Genomic DNA, 14,611 nt, shown 5'->3' with positions numbered 1-14,611 from the left:
TAAAAAACGCGCTTCACGACATAAAGTGAAGCGCGTTTTTTGTTGACAGATTACGGCTTAGCCTACGAGTAAATCCATTTCAGAACGTCGATCTACAAACAGGCTATTGCCATGAATTTTCTTGGCCTGCTTCTTCGCATCGGATGCAGCGATGGATATCTGATGATGTGAGTAATAGCGGTTCGCCCTTGACTTAACCACACCAAGAGACAAGCTCACGAGTGGGTAAAAGACTTTCTTACCCTGCCTGTCTTCACTGAGGTAACCACCTCTTTCACGGTCTTCATTACTGTAAAAGTCATGAATGGCAGCAGAAAAACTCGCAAGTATGGCCTGACAGCGTACTTCCCAATCCTCGCTGCGGAACAGGATAATGAAATCATCGCCACCGATGTGGCCAATGAAATCCAGTTGCGGATCGCAGTGCTGTTTCAATACATCGCTGGTCATTTGTATGATGTCGTCGCCACGGCGGTAGCCATAGACATCGTTAAAGGGTTTGAAATGGTCAAGGTCGCAATAGCAGGCGCAAAAAGACTGCTCTTTCTGCAGCAATACATCAATATGTTCATTGATAGGAACATTGCCCGGCAATTGTGTCAGTGGATTGGCATAACGCGCCGCATTGATTTGCATTTGCGTGATCTCGCGCATCAAATCCGGCCCGCTACCCAGACCGATGTAACGCCCCTGATCGGTGATGATAATGCCATTGATTAACTGCTCGGGATTGGCTTCCACAATAATGTGGCTGACATCCTGCATGCTGGTATTTTTATCGACGATGACAGGATGCGCTTCCATGAAGACCGTGCAAGGTTTTTTGCCATACAATTCGCGCTGATAAGGGCGGGCGAAGCGATCTATCATGTGGTAACGGTTGATCAGGCCTACAGGCATGCCATCATCCACCACTGGGATGATTTGCAATTTTGGATGTTGCAAGAAGATGTCATCGACCTGGTTATTCAGCATACGCGAAGAAATGGTCGGTGGCGTCTTTAAAATCTTTTCTACCGTGACAGCCTGTTCAAAACTGCCTGATGTACGTCGTGCTGCCTGATACTGATTTGGGGTTAAAATCCGCGCCACTTCAGCTGATACCGCACGCGCAGGGGTAGGGTGGGGGCGGGCGATATGGTAACCCTGGCCACAGGCCACACCAAGGTCCCGCACAGCCAGTAACTCGGCCTGGGTTTCTATACCCTCCGCAACGACGCGCGTGCCAGATTTCTCGGCGATGCTTTGTATCGAGCGTACAAACTGCGCCTTGACCGGATCATGATCTATGCCCTGGATAAAATGCATGTCGATCTTGACGTAGTCAGGCTTTAGTTCTGACCACAAACGCAAACTGGAAAAACCTTCACCCAGATCATCAATCGCAATCTCAAAACCCATCTCGCGATAGTGGATGACTGCCTCACACAGCAAGGCATAGTCATGCGTGGGTTGATACTCCGTCAGTTCTATGATGACGCGCTCAGGGTTGATGCCCAGTTCATGGATATAATCCAGCGTCTCACCATAGCGCACATCTCTCTGCAGCAGACATTCGGGGCTGACATTCAAAAACAACTTGCCAGGCAATTTCTGTGCAGCGAATTGTTCCAGCACGATACGGCGGCACAGGTGTTCTACCGTCACCGTCAGATTATTGTCCCATGCTGCTTTAAACAAATTGACAGGGGAGTGCAAGGGGCTGTCAGATGGGCCGCGTATCAGGCCCTCATAACCCAGTATGTCGCCATTCTGCATCTGCACGATGGGCTGGAAGCGTGCAGTCAATAGGCGCTGCTCAATGATGCGTTGCAAATGCGCCAGCATCAGCGCGGCAGACTGTACGCCGATCTGGCCGATGTCTTGCTCTGATACCAGGTTTTGCTGAGACAGATAATCCACAGTATCTCCCGCTATACAACTTTCCATTGAAGCTAATCCCAATATTGAAATGCCAAATGCAGTCACAGTTACAAGCTACAGCTTGCCGCATTGCATCAGAATATAGTCTTGCTTTATGACATCTTCATGTCGCGATGTATAGCCAGGTTTTTAATTCACCTGACTATGTCACATTGCTAATTTTGATTTGAGCAAGTTCTTTGCTATAATCGAAGGCTTCGTTTATGACGAATAACCAAGCCGGAGAGGTGGCAGAGTGGTTGAATGTACCTGACTCGAAATCAGGCGTAGTAGCAATACTATCGGGGGTTCGAATCCCCCCTTCTCCGCCAATATAATCAAGTACTTAGCTTGATAAAAAAGACCAGATTAATCTGGTCTTTTTTATTGGCCTCTGTAAGAAATATGTCATTTGATTTTACGTATGGCTTTTGCAAGGCTGTCTACTGACAGGTGGCTGTAACGCTTTGTACTGCGTTGGTCCTTGTGCCCCAATATCGCTCCAACAGTGTATAAATCAACATTGTTGTTGATTAGCATCGATGCTGCTGAATGCCGTAGATCGTGAAAAGTCATTTTCTCAAAACCTGAGCGATCCATGGCTTTCCTCACTGAGTCCTGCAATCCACGTTTCCCCAGTTGGAACGGTAAGTATTTCAACAGAACATTCAGCCGAGGGTGAATTGGAACGTGCCTTATTGAGCCGTTCTTAGTGTCTGGCAGGGCAAACACTCCTTTGCTGATTTTGTTCTTTTTGCCCAGGCCGAATATTTCGCTCAGACGCATTCCAGAATAAAATGCAATTCTTACAATAGCACGGCCCTCGCGGCTGACGCAGCGCTTCGCGATCGTGAGCATCTGCAGGCGATCAGCGTACACCTGGCGCTCGTTTTTTACCTTTGGCAGAACGATATCAAAGGCTATCCCGACTCCGATTCCATGGTGCTTCTGAGCGTACCTGCAAGCAGACCTCAAGTACGATAGTCGATTTCTGATTGATGCTGGCTTTAACTCTCCTGAACTTTCTGCAATGTACAGTCTTGCAAGTTCGGGCATTTCGTCCATGTACTTGCCCTGATATAACCAGTAGATCAGGCCAAGTTCCCGGATCATATTGTCGCCCGTTTTAAGTTCTGGGCATCTGTGTTGTATGTACAGATCTACTGCAGTTTCAATCTTGACTCGCTCTTTGATTGTGCCAGTTGCTATGCCATAGAGCCTTGCAGTTTCTTCCCGGCTAAATGTTTCAGCCTCGGTTTTACTCCAGCCTGCTGGAAGCGTTTTAGTAGCCCTGACTCTTTGCCCGTTGATAACTTTGTTGAAGTCAAAGACCCAACGACTTCGAGCTTTATTGAATGATACAGACATGCCTTTTTGTACTCCTCTAAATCTTGTTCTCTGAATCTGACGCATCTGGCCGTGTATCTCACGCATGGGATAGGGCCTTTCGGTGCTGCGAGATCGTACATTGTGCGCTTTGATATGCCTAGCTGTTGGGCTGCTTCTTCTGCTGTCAACATATTCAACCTCCTGCCAACTTATTGCCAAGATTCCGATTGCCTGGTCCTTGCCCGTACAGCGCGATCATCAGCGGATCTGTGCGGCGAATATCTACCTGCGGCGGTGTGAACTGCCTGGTGTACATCGTCGGCGCTGGCTTGCCACTGTGCCAGCTAAACTGTGTTTTGAACCTGCCACGGCCATTCGGGATAGGGCGCTGCAACACGTGGCCTGAAAACACAAGGTCGCCTATCAGCTTGCGAGTGTAGTTCTGTGATGTCTGCAGCTCCGTCATGATGTCTTCAATGTAGAGCCACTTGTCAGTCAGTACTTGGGCGACCTGGCTGTATCGCTCTGCAAGTTCTCGTCTCATGGGCCATCCTTTCCCTCTTGATCATCCTTGAAAAATCCAGGGCAGCCATGTTCGTAATCAAATCCGGTGCAGCCCTGATGAGCATGCTTGCACGGGTTGTCGCACTCATGACTGATCGAGATTACTTTGTGGCCCTTGGCTTGATGCGAGCTCAGCAGCGTAAAAGCCTGGCCGGGACTCATAGGGGAGCCGTCGGGCTTTTCGAAGCAGTCCCAACCCTTTGGAAACTTGTTGTTTCGTATGAACCCATCGATACTCATGCACATGTAGGTGGTCTTAGTTTTTCCCTCTGGCCAGATCCTGTGCTTGAATCCCGGTGAATCAGTAGCTGATTGATCAGACATCATTTATCCTTCGAAATTTCTGCGTCAATGCTGGCGTCGAGTTGCTCTCGGGTGTCGCCTGATAGCAGCCGGTTATACGCAAATTCAGCGTTATCTATGCTCCTGGCGACCCAGTCATATCGGTGTTCTGGAAGTCTGACCACTCCGTCAGCATGCGGGATATCGTCTTTGTGGCCACTGCCACCGCAGTACGGGCAATTCAAATCAACGTCATGACCTGGTAGCTCGGAATCTCCGTCGCATGAGAAAAACACTGCATTGCCTTCGTGGATTGCAATACGCTGGCCTTGCTCTTTGGCCTCGGTGATAGCATTGGCCAAACTGTCCGACATTTCAAACGGAACAATTGGCCGTTGCTGATCCAACTTGCTTGGGCTGTCTTTATTGACTGGGTACCAGTTCACCATGCCGCCCATAATCACCGCATGCTCGTCACCTTTACGCAGTACCACGCCGACTTGGTCAGCACCGGCAGCAATCAGCATTTGCGCTTTCACCTCGGTCATGGTGACGGTTTTCCATGAGGAAAGGTGTAGCGGTAACCAAGCGCCAGACCGCTTACGCAAGTCTTCGATCGTGTCGTCGCTGAGATATTCACGCGTCAGTTCGCCATCCGGATGCTTGCGAACCCAAGCCACCGGTTGTTGCTCTGGCCGCATATTGATCTTTGAGGCAATGCGCTGCAGGCGATCACGCGGCTCGAAGCGCTCTGCGTATACGATTGCCAGTATCTCGTCCAGAAAGGGATTGCCGGTACTTGGGAACTGCGGTGTGTCGATAGTTGTTGTCATTAATATTCCTTTCTTATTTGGGAAAGCCGTTGTGCTCAACGCCATCAAGCTTGCGGCCAGCGGCTTTCTTGCCAACCCGGCAAAGAGTTACCCAACCTGGTATGCCAATTAGCGCCAAGGCCTCCGCGGATCGGTATTCTCTGCGTCCGTCAACATGAATATGTGCGCATCCGATAGTGTTTGGATGCGATTTTGGATCGTGCGCGGGATGAAATTCACCCCATTGTTTAAAGTGATAAGGCACGCCAGCATTGGCGCACTGATCGCGCAAGCTGCGCGCCCAATCCGGATGTAATGGCCGGTCAGTTTCTCGGCCAGACTCGCCGCCGGCGATTACCCATTTGATGCCAGCGCCTGCTTTTGTCGTGATGTGGTAGCAGTAACCGTCCATATCTTGACGATCGTCTTCAGTCGCTTGGCGTTGTAATCGCAAATCTACCGGTCCCAATAGTGGCTCCATGCTCAAGAAGCGAACTCTTGCTGGGACAGCAAGGAGCTTCGGGATATCCCGGTCGGCTTCTTCCTGGTTCACGATCGTTGCGCCGATCCAGACATTTTTAGGCCAACCTGCTGGATGTACAACATTTGCATGTCTTCCGTAGAGTGTCGAAGCCAGCCAATTCAACGGCACCATGCTTCCTACGTTCCCAATACGCTTTGTCAACAGCAACCAGTCAAGATTCGGTGTGGCAGCGATCAACGCAAAGAGGTCAGCACGCCACTGTGGATCTACCTGGTTGTCGAACACATCGGCCAAGCTGGCGCAAAACACGCGCTGGCGTCGGCCATGCTCAGCAAAGAATGCAGCATGGTTTGCGTTCCATACCAGTGGTTTGTGCCAGTTGGCGGGACTGGTGCGGCGACGTGGCGCACCTGGTCCCCAGTTGATCGCTTTACCACCGGAGAACCGTGCATTGCGCGTCTCGGCATAGCAATGGTCACAGCCTGGGCCGACCTTCTGGCAACCCTCCCAGGGGTTGAACGTGTGGTCACACCATTCTATGTTTGTGTTCTCACTCATAGCCGAACTCCTTTTTCGCTTGTTGGTATGCAACGTTCAATTCAGCCATGGAGATGTTGCTACCTCCCTTGTCTGGATGAAACTGACTGGCCAATTTACGAAACTCAGCTTTAAGTTCAACCGGATATCCTTTCCAATCGGCTGGAACTTGAAATACCTCGCGCCACGTTCGCTTTGCGCCAGGAGCAGGCAGAGCAGTAAAGCCAGTGAAAGCCCGGTCAAGGATCTGGGCACCACCGTGTCGCTCAATTGCTCTCATAGCATCCAGAGTGGCCGCGATCGCTGCCAGGTTGTTTGCCACCGAGGTGTACTGGTCGATTGCCATAACCCGTCGGGCACCGGCACGGGTTTCCCAATACACGGCTGCGCCATTGTCGTAAGGCTCCCGCTCGTTGCCGCGCGGAAGGCCATCCAGGCGAAGTTTGATATTTGTACTGATGACGATGTCATCGCGATGGATACCCATGCGTTCCAGTTCGGCCAATACGCGAGAGACAGCCTCGCTGACTGTGATGTCTTCAGACCTTGCGTAAGATGAACCTGAACGCACCTTGCGGGTACCGAACCGGCCTTCTTTTTGGAACGTGGGCTGTGTGCGTGGCCAGCCAGTTGGCCAGGTTAGTGGGTATGCTGTAATCATGTCGTTATTTCTTCTTTCTTCTCAGGTCGGTCTGCGCTATACGCCATGAATTCCTGGTCGCCGCCGTCTTTCCAGCACTGCTGCGCGTCTTCTTGGCACTCTGGGTGCCAATTGTGATTCTGGAAATTGCCGTCATAAACTGACTTTTCGCGTTCGTACGCTTCACCAGGTTGTATCGACTGGCCGCACCAGATGCATTTGTGCTTTTTCTTGGCAATGACTGTTTTGAGTTCAAACAGGTGATAGGTCATGGCTTGACCTTCCGAAATTCCACGACCCAAACCCAGGGATTCTTTGCCCAACTGCCAGCGCCATTGATTGATTCCCAAAGCCTACGGAACGACGCCTGATATGACCATTCGCAATGTTCATCTGGTGGGGGCGGGTCTATGCCTTCCTCGTAACCAGGCGCACCTTCTGCCTTTGCATCCTCTTCGCTGATGTCGTTCAGACGCTCAACTCGCACTTTGATGATTTCAAGCTGCAGGCGGCTAACCGCGCGCGGCATGAAGATGGCAGGGCGTTTGTACCAGCCAGGCAGTGCGCCACCGCGGCTAGTTGCCAGTGGCACTTCGGGATTGTCGGCAGCATACTGATAGGCGCGATCGCACTCGACTGTCATGTCCACAAAATGCCATTCATCACGCTTCTTTTTCTCGCTGAAACGCGTCACCCACCGGCCATATGCATAGAAAGTCTCGCGCACCCAGATCTGTTCTCCAGTAATGCCATACGGACAGTTGAAAGCAAGCGAGTGGCCAGCTACAGCTGGAACTGACTTCATTCCATCAGTCCACATTGCGTCAAACGCACTCCAGAACCCGTTTTCCTCTTTCTTAGGTTGAGGTTTCAACACGCGCCTCGTCTGAGTCTTGCTGCCGTCCAGTTGAGCGCGTACCATTGCACCGGAAAACAGAATAGGGCGTTCTTTTACTTGGTTCATACTGTTTTGCCTCTCAACTGTTGAACAGCCCATACCTTCGCTTTTTCGCACTGGGCGATATCGAACCAGCCGAAATGGCATTCCTCCTTGGGTATGCCGAAGTGCGCAGCCAAACCCTCATACGCTTCGTCACGCGTCATCTGTTTCGATAGGTAGATCTGCTCAAATGGATCTTTGCAGGTCTTCCTGGCCTTTCTGAGCGCGCCGTCCGCAAGCGTGCCGAGCGGAATATTTGTGAACGGGTGCATTCCAACGTATGCCCAGCAGGCCTTGCACATGTAGACCCACGGCCATTCGCCATAAACGCGACCATAAACCTCGTTGTGATGAACGATTTTTACAGTGCATTGATCACAGAACGGGCACATGGTTGGCGCTGACAGCGGATTCTTAACCCTGGCTGTAGCCGTTTTTGATGGGTTCCATGGCGTTTTGTCGTGGCTCATCATTAGCCTTTAATCCTGTGCTGACGGATGCCAGTGATTCCATTTGGCAAAGTTCCAGGCGTGGCAACTTCATTGGGCGTCAAGAAACCGCCGCCTATTGATGCTCCCGTTACCTTGGCAAAATCAACTTCTACCTTTGCGCTGTTGATAATGACTTGCGCCACATCAGACACAGCCTTGGCTCGCTCGATGTCCAATGGGTTTTCTTTATCTTGCAAGCCTTCAAGAGTGGCAAACAGGTGTTTTCGCAAATCTTCTATAGTCTTAGACATTCTCTTTCCTCTTGTTTATTTGCCGGGTAATGGCTCCGCGCAGTTGAACCAATTCAGCAAGTTCCTTTGGCATGTTGTGCAACGTATTACGTTTCATGTTCTCTGCCAGGGTGATGCACTCGACCTTGTCCAAGGTAATTTCTGCGAGTTCCGCAGTGCGTTGGCCTGGTTTGAACACAACTATTGAACCTGGAGGCTTTGGGCCGTTCGCTTCGATCCACACCAACTCATGCACGCTGCGCCACCGCTGGCTGTTATTGCCTGGTGCATTACTGATCTTGCGCTGCAACGTCCCGTCCTTCGTTATCCTGTATCTTCCAATCTCAGCGGTGTTGTATGGCGATTGCCCTGCTTTGAACTGCGTTCGCTCTCCGCCAATCTGCAAACCTTTCAGTCCAGCGTTCCATGGAAGATGACCCGTAGAAAACCTTGAGCCAACGCCTTGCCTGCCGTTTGTCCTTCCTGATGCCGGACTTTTCATAAATTCCTCAGACTTCTTCAGGCCCAGCGCTTTCGCCCTCTGATATACAGATTGCAGCTTTATGCCCAGTTCATCAGCAATATCCACAGTTTTCCTATTCGGATAATGCGTCCGGAGAATTTTGATTTCCTGATCTGTCCATTTATGCCGAGGCCCAAGAATTCCGCGAGATTTGGTCATACGGCGTTCCTTAAATCTGCTGTCCAGAGACGGACAAAGCAACCGCCACAGGCTGAACCCAAATTGGCATAGCCGAAAGCACGAACGTTTCACCAGACCAGGCCAGGAGCAGGGTTGTACCCATGACTTCGGCAATAGCTTCCGCCGCTGCTGGTGGAACGGCATTGCCGATACGTTCGCGCCAGGCGCTGTCAGACAGTCCGTCCAGCTCCAAGTATTCCTCTGGCTCGACCAGGCTCTGCAGTGCGGCCAATTCCAGGGTCGTAAATGGCCGGTGCCAAGTGCCATCAAGCGATTGAATAATGGCGATCGTCTTTTCATCCATGGCGGGCAGGGTGGCAATGCGAGGGTCAGCAACCGACCAGCGGCCATTGTCCAAATTGGCCGATGCGCTAACCGCACCGGTCTGTGCATCCCAAGGCACAACGCCATAATGTCCACCTGTCAGATATGCATCGCCGCTCCTGCGATTCATGCTTGTGCGCGGGTCTGCCACGGCAAATGCACCTTGGCCAGTTGTGCTGCCAGCGATCACGGTACCGGCAGGCCCATCAAACTTTGTAACCGCATACTTGCCGAACGATGGCCCGGCGCGACGCGGGTCTGCTACTGACATTGCTGCGCCTGCGACGTGGCAAGCGCCTGTAACCGATCCAGACTGGCCGTCCCACTTCACAACCCTGTACATGCCGTTTTGGCGATTGGCTTTCTGAGGCATGCGCGGATCGGCAACAGAGTACTTGCCGCCACCAGGGGCGGATTGAGCGCTGATAACGCCTGTTGAGTCTGTCCATGGCAGCACACCGTACTGGCTGTATTCGGCAGTGGTCACCATCCGAGGGTCAGCAATTGAGAACGCGCCATTTGTCGCATTTGATTTCCCGCAGACCGTGCCCGAAGTATCAGACCAGTTTTGTACGCCAAGGTATCCAGAGCGATACTCAGGCACAATCAGGTAATCGCTCAGGTGCCCATCATTGACTGCAAGTTTGTTCAAGCTGCGCCAGTCGCTACCGGCTTCCACAAACGCCAGGCGTACCCACGTTTTCCACTGCAGACGAGGTATGCGGTGCATTGGTCCACCAGCCAAATCACCTGGCATGGGCATGCGGCCAAGAACATCGCCAACGGCTGCCAGGCGCTTTTTCTCTGGTTCGTACAAGAACGATGGCACTTTCTCAATATGTCGGGCTACCAGGAGAAAGCGCTTGCGGGATTGCGCTAGGCCGCCAAGTTCACCACAGTCGTGCGTAGTCTCGTTCACAGCGTAGCCATACCGTTGCAGCAACTGATTGATCTGGTCAAGCAAGTGACGGCCACGCGTAGCTAGGCGGGGCACGTTTTCAAACACGATCAGTTCGACAGGGTCATCTGACCAGGCCTCAGCCATCAACCAGATGCAACGGAGCGTCAACTCGTTCAATGCCTGGTACTTTGCGGTTTGGCTGAGCTTTTCGCTCAACAGACCAGATGCGCCTTTACAAGGGCTACTGATGAAAACGATGTTCGGGCTTTCATTGCCAGCCGCGCGGCGGATATCTGCCGGCGTGACTTCTTTCCAGTCTGCAGGTGGTTGCTTGCTATGGAATGCCGTATACTGGCCACGCGTGAACAGGTCCATAACTGTGCCTGGTCGGCCATCGGCCATTTTGTCAAAGTCACGAATGGCTGCCGGGTCCACGTCCACACCTCCGATGCAGCGCAGCTTGCCTACCATGTTGCCCACGCGAGGCTTGGCTTTATTAAAACCCTTCTTGCCGCCACCGAGGCCACAGCAGAAATGAAAGTGCCTGATATCTTTCTCGATGATCATGCAACCACCTGGCCAGCCAGAATGGCTGTGATATCAGCAATAGACAGCGGCGCGACTTCCGTGATTGCGATCGCCAATGTCGCACCAACAGGTAAGCGGCCATGACGGATTTTGCTAATCACTGGTGGCGCCACGCTCAACAAACGGGACAGGCCAGCATCGTTGCGGATGCGTGCTGATTTCATTACGGCATTGAGCAACTTGTTGCGCGCCTCAACCGTGGCCCCTTGGGATGCTAAAGCAAATTTATTGTGAGCAAGGGACATGGCGTTTGTGGGCAAGATAAACTTCAATGTTTCAGAAATGACGGGACTTGCATCGGTTTCAGTATTTGCAATTGCTCTCATACTTTTTGCTCCTGTTCTTGTATGGTTTGTTTTGCTGTTGCCACTGGGATGCCGAGCTTTTCAGCTACCCATGTCACCGCCTGGTCTGGCTGCTCATGTTGGGCAAGGTGGTCGTATTCGCGCTTGATGCGCTCTTTGCTTATGATCAAGTTGAATCTCCTGGTACAAAAGCGCGGATGCGGTCGATCAAATCAGTGCCATGACCAAGTGTCGGAGACAAATTGCCTTGCTCGCATGCGTCCAATACTTCCTTGAGAAATGCCAGGGCACCGTCACGTTCATTCGACATTTTCTGAAACCGTGGATGCAAGTCCAGAACGTCAGATGCCGGATCAACAATTTCATTCTTGTCGTAAAGAATCACGTAGCACATTCCGCCAATTACCCGCCCATGCCAGTTTGGCGAACTGTCCAGACTCGATTTAACGAGATCGTAGAAGTGGCGCAGGTGGTCATAGTTGTCGGGATCGAAATAGTCCTGCCCGACCTCATCGTCATCAATGACCGGATAATCGTCCCGGTCTATTTGGTTGAGAATCGACATGAAGTTGCCCGCCGCCTCGATATCCCTTTCTGATGCTTTTGCCATTTTCATGCTGCGACTCCTTCACCACCCAGGGCAAACACAATGTCATCCAACATTTGCGCCAGCTCAGCCGCCATCAGCGTAAAGTCACCATCAAAGCGCTCGTCTTGGTTGCTGGCGGTTTCTTTGCCTTCACTGAGGATGTCCAAAGGCTTAATACGCTTGATTTGCAGGGTGTCTGTCAGTACAAAGCTGACTTTGTCGGCCCAGGTGAGCGCCAGCTTGGTACACTGCTTGCCCGCGCTGATGTGCTTCTGCGTATCTTCGGCTTCCAGCGTGTAGCGGACGTAGCGCACGGTGGCCTTGTCTTCAGCCGAAGACTTGAGCTCTGTGTCCTGGTCAATCGTGAAGCCTTTGGGGGCTTCATTGGCGGCCAGCCAGCCTGTCATCGCGGATTGTGGCGACACTTGCGTGCGTAAACCTTCCAGCGGCAACTTGTCGCAGCACTTCAGCAAGAATTTCACCACCTCGTCAGCCTTGGTCGGGCTGGATGAGTCGATCACCAGCCAGCGATTCACCGTGTCAATCCAGACCATAGTGCGAGACTTGACGCCAAAGGCGCGTGGCAGCAGTTCTTCAGTGATGCGTTCTTTCAGGTCTTTGATGGCCTTGCGACCTGGTGCGAAACCTTGTTCTTCTTTTATTTCCAGTGCGCGTGCCGTGGTCACCTGGTTGATGACGGAAGAGGGCAACAGTTTCTTCTCAGTCGCCAGGCAAATCAGCATTTGTTTATTGACGGCATGCACAAGCTGATCATTGCTTCGCGGCGAGTCCCAGCCCTGGCTTTGCATTTCATTGGATGCCACGGCTGAAAACTGAATCTTGGCCAGTTGAGCGTGCAGCTCGTCGGCATTGACCGTCCACGGTTGCGTTAGTCTAAATACCTGTATGTTTTTGAACCACATATCATTTTCCTTGAAGTTATTTTTCTGATTTGAACGCTATGACATTTCGCAAGGTCGCATCCACGCCACCCTTGTTCTTGAACTCCAGCCACATCTCGTAATGTCCGTTGCAGTAATGAATTTCATGGCCGATTTCATGCGAGTGATCCCTGCATATTGGGCGGTCGCAAGTTTTGCCATCGCCAACCGGGTAATCGCAAAGAAACTCGCCAAAACCCATGCAATCTGCACAGTGGTCGCCAAGATCACCGCAAATAAACATCGCACCACCGACTTTGCTGCTCTTGGTTGCGCTGTACTGCTCCCACGTACCGATATAGCCAAACTTCTGCCATTGCTCGTATTCCTCGCGGCTGGCTGGCTTGATACGTTCGACATAACAAGGCATGGTGCAATTTCCTTATGGGATCAGTCTTGTTTGACCGGCATTCTCAAGTTCTGCCGGTGTTGGTTTCTTGGTGTCAGGCACGGGAGCATCGTTGCCCTGCAATTCCTTTTGGCATGCCTTGCAGAACGGGCTGAAAATCCCGCACTCTTTACCGCATGCGCAGCAAACGATTCTCGGACCGTTCATGGGATGCACCATTGCGTTCCGCCACAAGCCTTGGGAGCATCAGGGTGTTCGAAGTCCTCTGGCGTGCCGTACCACTCACTATCACCTCCACAACTTGGGCACTTGTAGTACAGCGTGCCGCTGCGCAGAGACAGCCCTCTCGGGAGGCTTGCCTCATATATTTCTTCGGCCAGTTGGCGAGCTGTTGCCCTGTTTAAGTTCCGTTGCAGTGCGTTCATATCGTCACCGGTTCGTCACGTTTTGACGCCTCTTTTGCAGCATCGTATTGTTGAATTCCCCACGCCAGCGCAAAGCAGCACCATAGGAAGCGGAATGTGTATTCCTTGGTCGCGAAGTCGAACCCGTCCCACACGTCGGAAAATTCGAACTCAGCATTTAGGCCGTGGAATTCTTGCCAAGCATCGCCGTTGTGGCGGAAGTCGGTCGCCGCGTCGTAGCAGCGCGTCGAGTTATCATCCGCGCTAGCAACTTCGGACTCGACCGCAGCTCGCAACTCAGCATAGGCAGCGGCGTGCTTGGTAACTGCGTCTGCGTCCTCGGTGTCCGGCTTTTCGCTCTCTTCGATCTCATCTACCCAAGAGCGCACCATCGCCTGAAACTTTGCATGACTGAACTTGCGCACTCCATCGCGATCGGCAGCCTCGACCTTTTCCGCCCAGTAGGTGTGATCGATGGCGTCTAAACGCCCGCCGTTGCGGAAGAATCCAAACATGTCGTGCGTGCGTTGGAACACAAATGTACCCATATCGCCGCTGTAGCACAGGAAGCCCGGCCAGGTGACCAGATCGAAATACATGTTGGTACTGTCAGGCTGCTTGAAGCGGACATGCCGGTTCACCCCGTCATCACGAATCACATTCATTGCATGTAAGGCGATGTCTCGTAAGAACCGCTCTTTGGTGCATGCAGCGCTCATGCTACTGCTCCTGTCATTGGGGTAACGCGGTCCAACATGTAGCAACCCCTTACGCCTTCCAGCCAGATGACTGCACTATGGCCACTGAGCACCTGTGCCTCGCTAGTCGTTACTGTCTGACGGAGCTCACCGCCATCCAGCAGCACGTTGACATTCGTGCCTACTGGATGTGCTTGATTGAACTTGTCACATGCTGCTTGGAGTTGTGCGCTTGCCTTTGCCAGGCTTGCGGATGTATGTCTGCTCATTTTGGTCTGCCCTAATTGATCTGTTCGTCGAGTTGGCTTAGCTGATTTTTACGAATGGAAAACGGTCATCGAATGGCTTGATGAACTTCTTAAAATAAGAGCCCTGGGATTCAGCACTACGGAAAGCCTCGAACGCTGCAGCGTCAAAATCTCTGTAGTGATAGACACTGCCAGGCTGATCGCCTTTCCCTTTGAACTGGATGGCCAGGCGGTTTGTTGAAGGGCAGTGGCCGATCGCGGCCAGTTGGGATGAAACAACTGGGGACAGAGTAATTTCCGGCAATTCCTGTGTTTCTGTGTTCATTTCGTGACTCCAATAGTTGCTGGGT

Annotated in this window: 20 protein-coding genes and 1 tRNA gene; 1 reads left to right on the top strand and 20 read right to left on the bottom strand. The window is 52.0% G+C overall.

Features of this window, described 5'->3' with window-relative positions; genetic code table 11:
* Positions 1–57: 57 nt before the first annotated feature.
* Positions 58–1,827, bottom strand: a complete 1,770-nt coding sequence (locus tag AC07OI_RS23285) for a GGDEF domain-containing protein (protein ID WP_495259053.1) — start codon at positions 1,825–1,827, stop codon at positions 58–60.
* 317 nt (positions 1,828–2,144) lie between these two features.
* Here AC07OI_RS23285 and AC07OI_RS23280 point away from each other — a divergent pair.
* Positions 2,145–2,234 (top strand) — tRNA-Ser (locus tag AC07OI_RS23280).
* Between the two features lie 76 nt (positions 2,235–2,310).
* Here the strand turns inward: AC07OI_RS23280 and AC07OI_RS23275 are convergent.
* From AC07OI_RS23275 to AC07OI_RS23185, 19 genes are all read right to left on the bottom strand, one after another.
* Complete coding sequence (locus tag AC07OI_RS23275) at positions 2,311–3,327, bottom strand: tyrosine-type recombinase/integrase (protein ID WP_495259052.1); 1,017 nt, start codon at positions 3,325–3,327, stop codon at positions 2,311–2,313.
* A gap of 97 nt (positions 3,328–3,424) precedes the next feature.
* Positions 3,425–3,775, bottom strand: coding sequence for a hypothetical protein (locus AC07OI_RS23270; protein WP_495258883.1), 351 nt, complete (start codon positions 3,773–3,775; stop codon positions 3,425–3,427).
* Positions 3,776–4,118: 343 nt separating this feature from the next.
* Entirely contained in the window at positions 4,119–4,910 is a 792-nt protein-coding gene (locus AC07OI_RS23265) for a hypothetical protein (RefSeq protein WP_495258882.1), read from the bottom strand.
* A 13-nt stretch (positions 4,911–4,923) separates the two neighbouring features.
* On the bottom strand, positions 4,924–5,931 hold the full coding sequence (locus AC07OI_RS23260; protein WP_495258881.1) for a phage Gp37/Gp68 family protein: 1,008 nt from the start codon (positions 5,929–5,931) through the stop codon (positions 4,924–4,926).
* Entirely contained in the window at positions 5,924–6,571 is a 648-nt protein-coding gene (locus AC07OI_RS23255) for a J domain-containing protein (protein ID WP_495258880.1), read from the bottom strand. The genes AC07OI_RS23260 and AC07OI_RS23255 overlap by 8 nt, the downstream gene beginning before the upstream one ends.
* Positions 6,568–6,822, bottom strand: a complete 255-nt coding sequence (locus tag AC07OI_RS23250; RefSeq protein WP_495258879.1) for a hypothetical protein — start codon at positions 6,820–6,822, stop codon at positions 6,568–6,570. Before AC07OI_RS23250 ends, AC07OI_RS23255 begins: the two co-directional genes overlap by 4 nt.
* A complete protein-coding gene (locus AC07OI_RS23245; protein ID WP_495258878.1) occupies positions 6,819–7,514 on the bottom strand; it encodes a hypothetical protein in 696 nt (231 codons plus the stop codon). Before AC07OI_RS23245 ends, AC07OI_RS23250 begins: the two co-directional genes overlap by 4 nt.
* On the bottom strand, positions 7,511–7,963 hold the full coding sequence (locus AC07OI_RS23240; protein ID WP_495258877.1) for a zinc-finger-containing protein: 453 nt from the start codon (positions 7,961–7,963) through the stop codon (positions 7,511–7,513). Before AC07OI_RS23240 ends, AC07OI_RS23245 begins: the two co-directional genes overlap by 4 nt.
* The gene (locus tag AC07OI_RS23235; RefSeq protein WP_495258876.1) at positions 7,963–8,232 is read right to left on the bottom strand and encodes a hypothetical protein; all 270 of its coding nucleotides are present in this window, start codon (positions 8,230–8,232) and stop codon (positions 7,963–7,965) included. Before AC07OI_RS23235 ends, AC07OI_RS23240 begins: the two co-directional genes overlap by 1 nt.
* Complete coding sequence (locus tag AC07OI_RS23230; RefSeq protein ID WP_495258875.1) at positions 8,225–8,893, bottom strand: HNH endonuclease; 669 nt, start codon at positions 8,891–8,893, stop codon at positions 8,225–8,227. Before AC07OI_RS23230 ends, AC07OI_RS23235 begins: the two co-directional genes overlap by 8 nt.
* A 10-nt stretch (positions 8,894–8,903) precedes the next feature.
* Positions 8,904–10,706, bottom strand: a complete 1,803-nt coding sequence (locus tag AC07OI_RS23225; protein ID WP_495258874.1) for a DNA cytosine methyltransferase — start codon at positions 10,704–10,706, stop codon at positions 8,904–8,906.
* Positions 10,703–11,053, bottom strand: coding sequence for a hypothetical protein (locus AC07OI_RS23220; protein ID WP_495258873.1), 351 nt, complete (start codon positions 11,051–11,053; stop codon positions 10,703–10,705). Before AC07OI_RS23220 ends, AC07OI_RS23225 begins: the two co-directional genes overlap by 4 nt.
* A complete protein-coding gene (locus AC07OI_RS23215) occupies positions 11,050–11,202 on the bottom strand; it encodes a hypothetical protein (protein WP_495258872.1) in 153 nt (50 codons plus the stop codon). Before AC07OI_RS23215 ends, AC07OI_RS23220 begins: the two co-directional genes overlap by 4 nt.
* The gene (locus AC07OI_RS23210; RefSeq protein WP_495258871.1) at positions 11,199–11,648 is read right to left on the bottom strand and encodes a hypothetical protein; all 450 of its coding nucleotides are present in this window, start codon (positions 11,646–11,648) and stop codon (positions 11,199–11,201) included. Before AC07OI_RS23210 ends, AC07OI_RS23215 begins: the two co-directional genes overlap by 4 nt.
* A complete protein-coding gene (locus AC07OI_RS23205) occupies positions 11,645–12,544 on the bottom strand; it encodes a recombination-associated protein RdgC (protein WP_495258870.1) in 900 nt (299 codons plus the stop codon). The genes AC07OI_RS23210 and AC07OI_RS23205 overlap by 4 nt, the downstream gene beginning before the upstream one ends.
* Positions 12,545–12,560: 16 nt before the next feature.
* Positions 12,561–12,932, bottom strand: a complete 372-nt coding sequence (locus AC07OI_RS23200) for a hypothetical protein (protein ID WP_495258869.1) — start codon at positions 12,930–12,932, stop codon at positions 12,561–12,563.
* A gap of 400 nt (positions 12,933–13,332) precedes the next feature.
* The gene (locus AC07OI_RS23195) at positions 13,333–14,034 is read right to left on the bottom strand and encodes a hypothetical protein (protein ID WP_495258868.1); all 702 of its coding nucleotides are present in this window, start codon (positions 14,032–14,034) and stop codon (positions 13,333–13,335) included.
* Positions 14,031–14,282, bottom strand: a complete 252-nt coding sequence (locus AC07OI_RS23190) for a hypothetical protein (protein ID WP_495258867.1) — start codon at positions 14,280–14,282, stop codon at positions 14,031–14,033. The genes AC07OI_RS23195 and AC07OI_RS23190 overlap by 4 nt, the downstream gene beginning before the upstream one ends.
* Before the next feature lie 37 nt (positions 14,283–14,319).
* Positions 14,320–14,586, bottom strand: coding sequence for a KTSC domain-containing protein (locus tag AC07OI_RS23185; RefSeq protein WP_495258866.1), 267 nt, complete (start codon positions 14,584–14,586; stop codon positions 14,320–14,322).
* Positions 14,587–14,611: the final 25 nt, after the last annotated feature.

The sequence above is a fragment of the Undibacterium sp. GW821-FHT07F11 genome (genome assembly GCF_059418665.1).
This window is presented reverse-complemented; position numbering and strand designations above follow the sequence as displayed.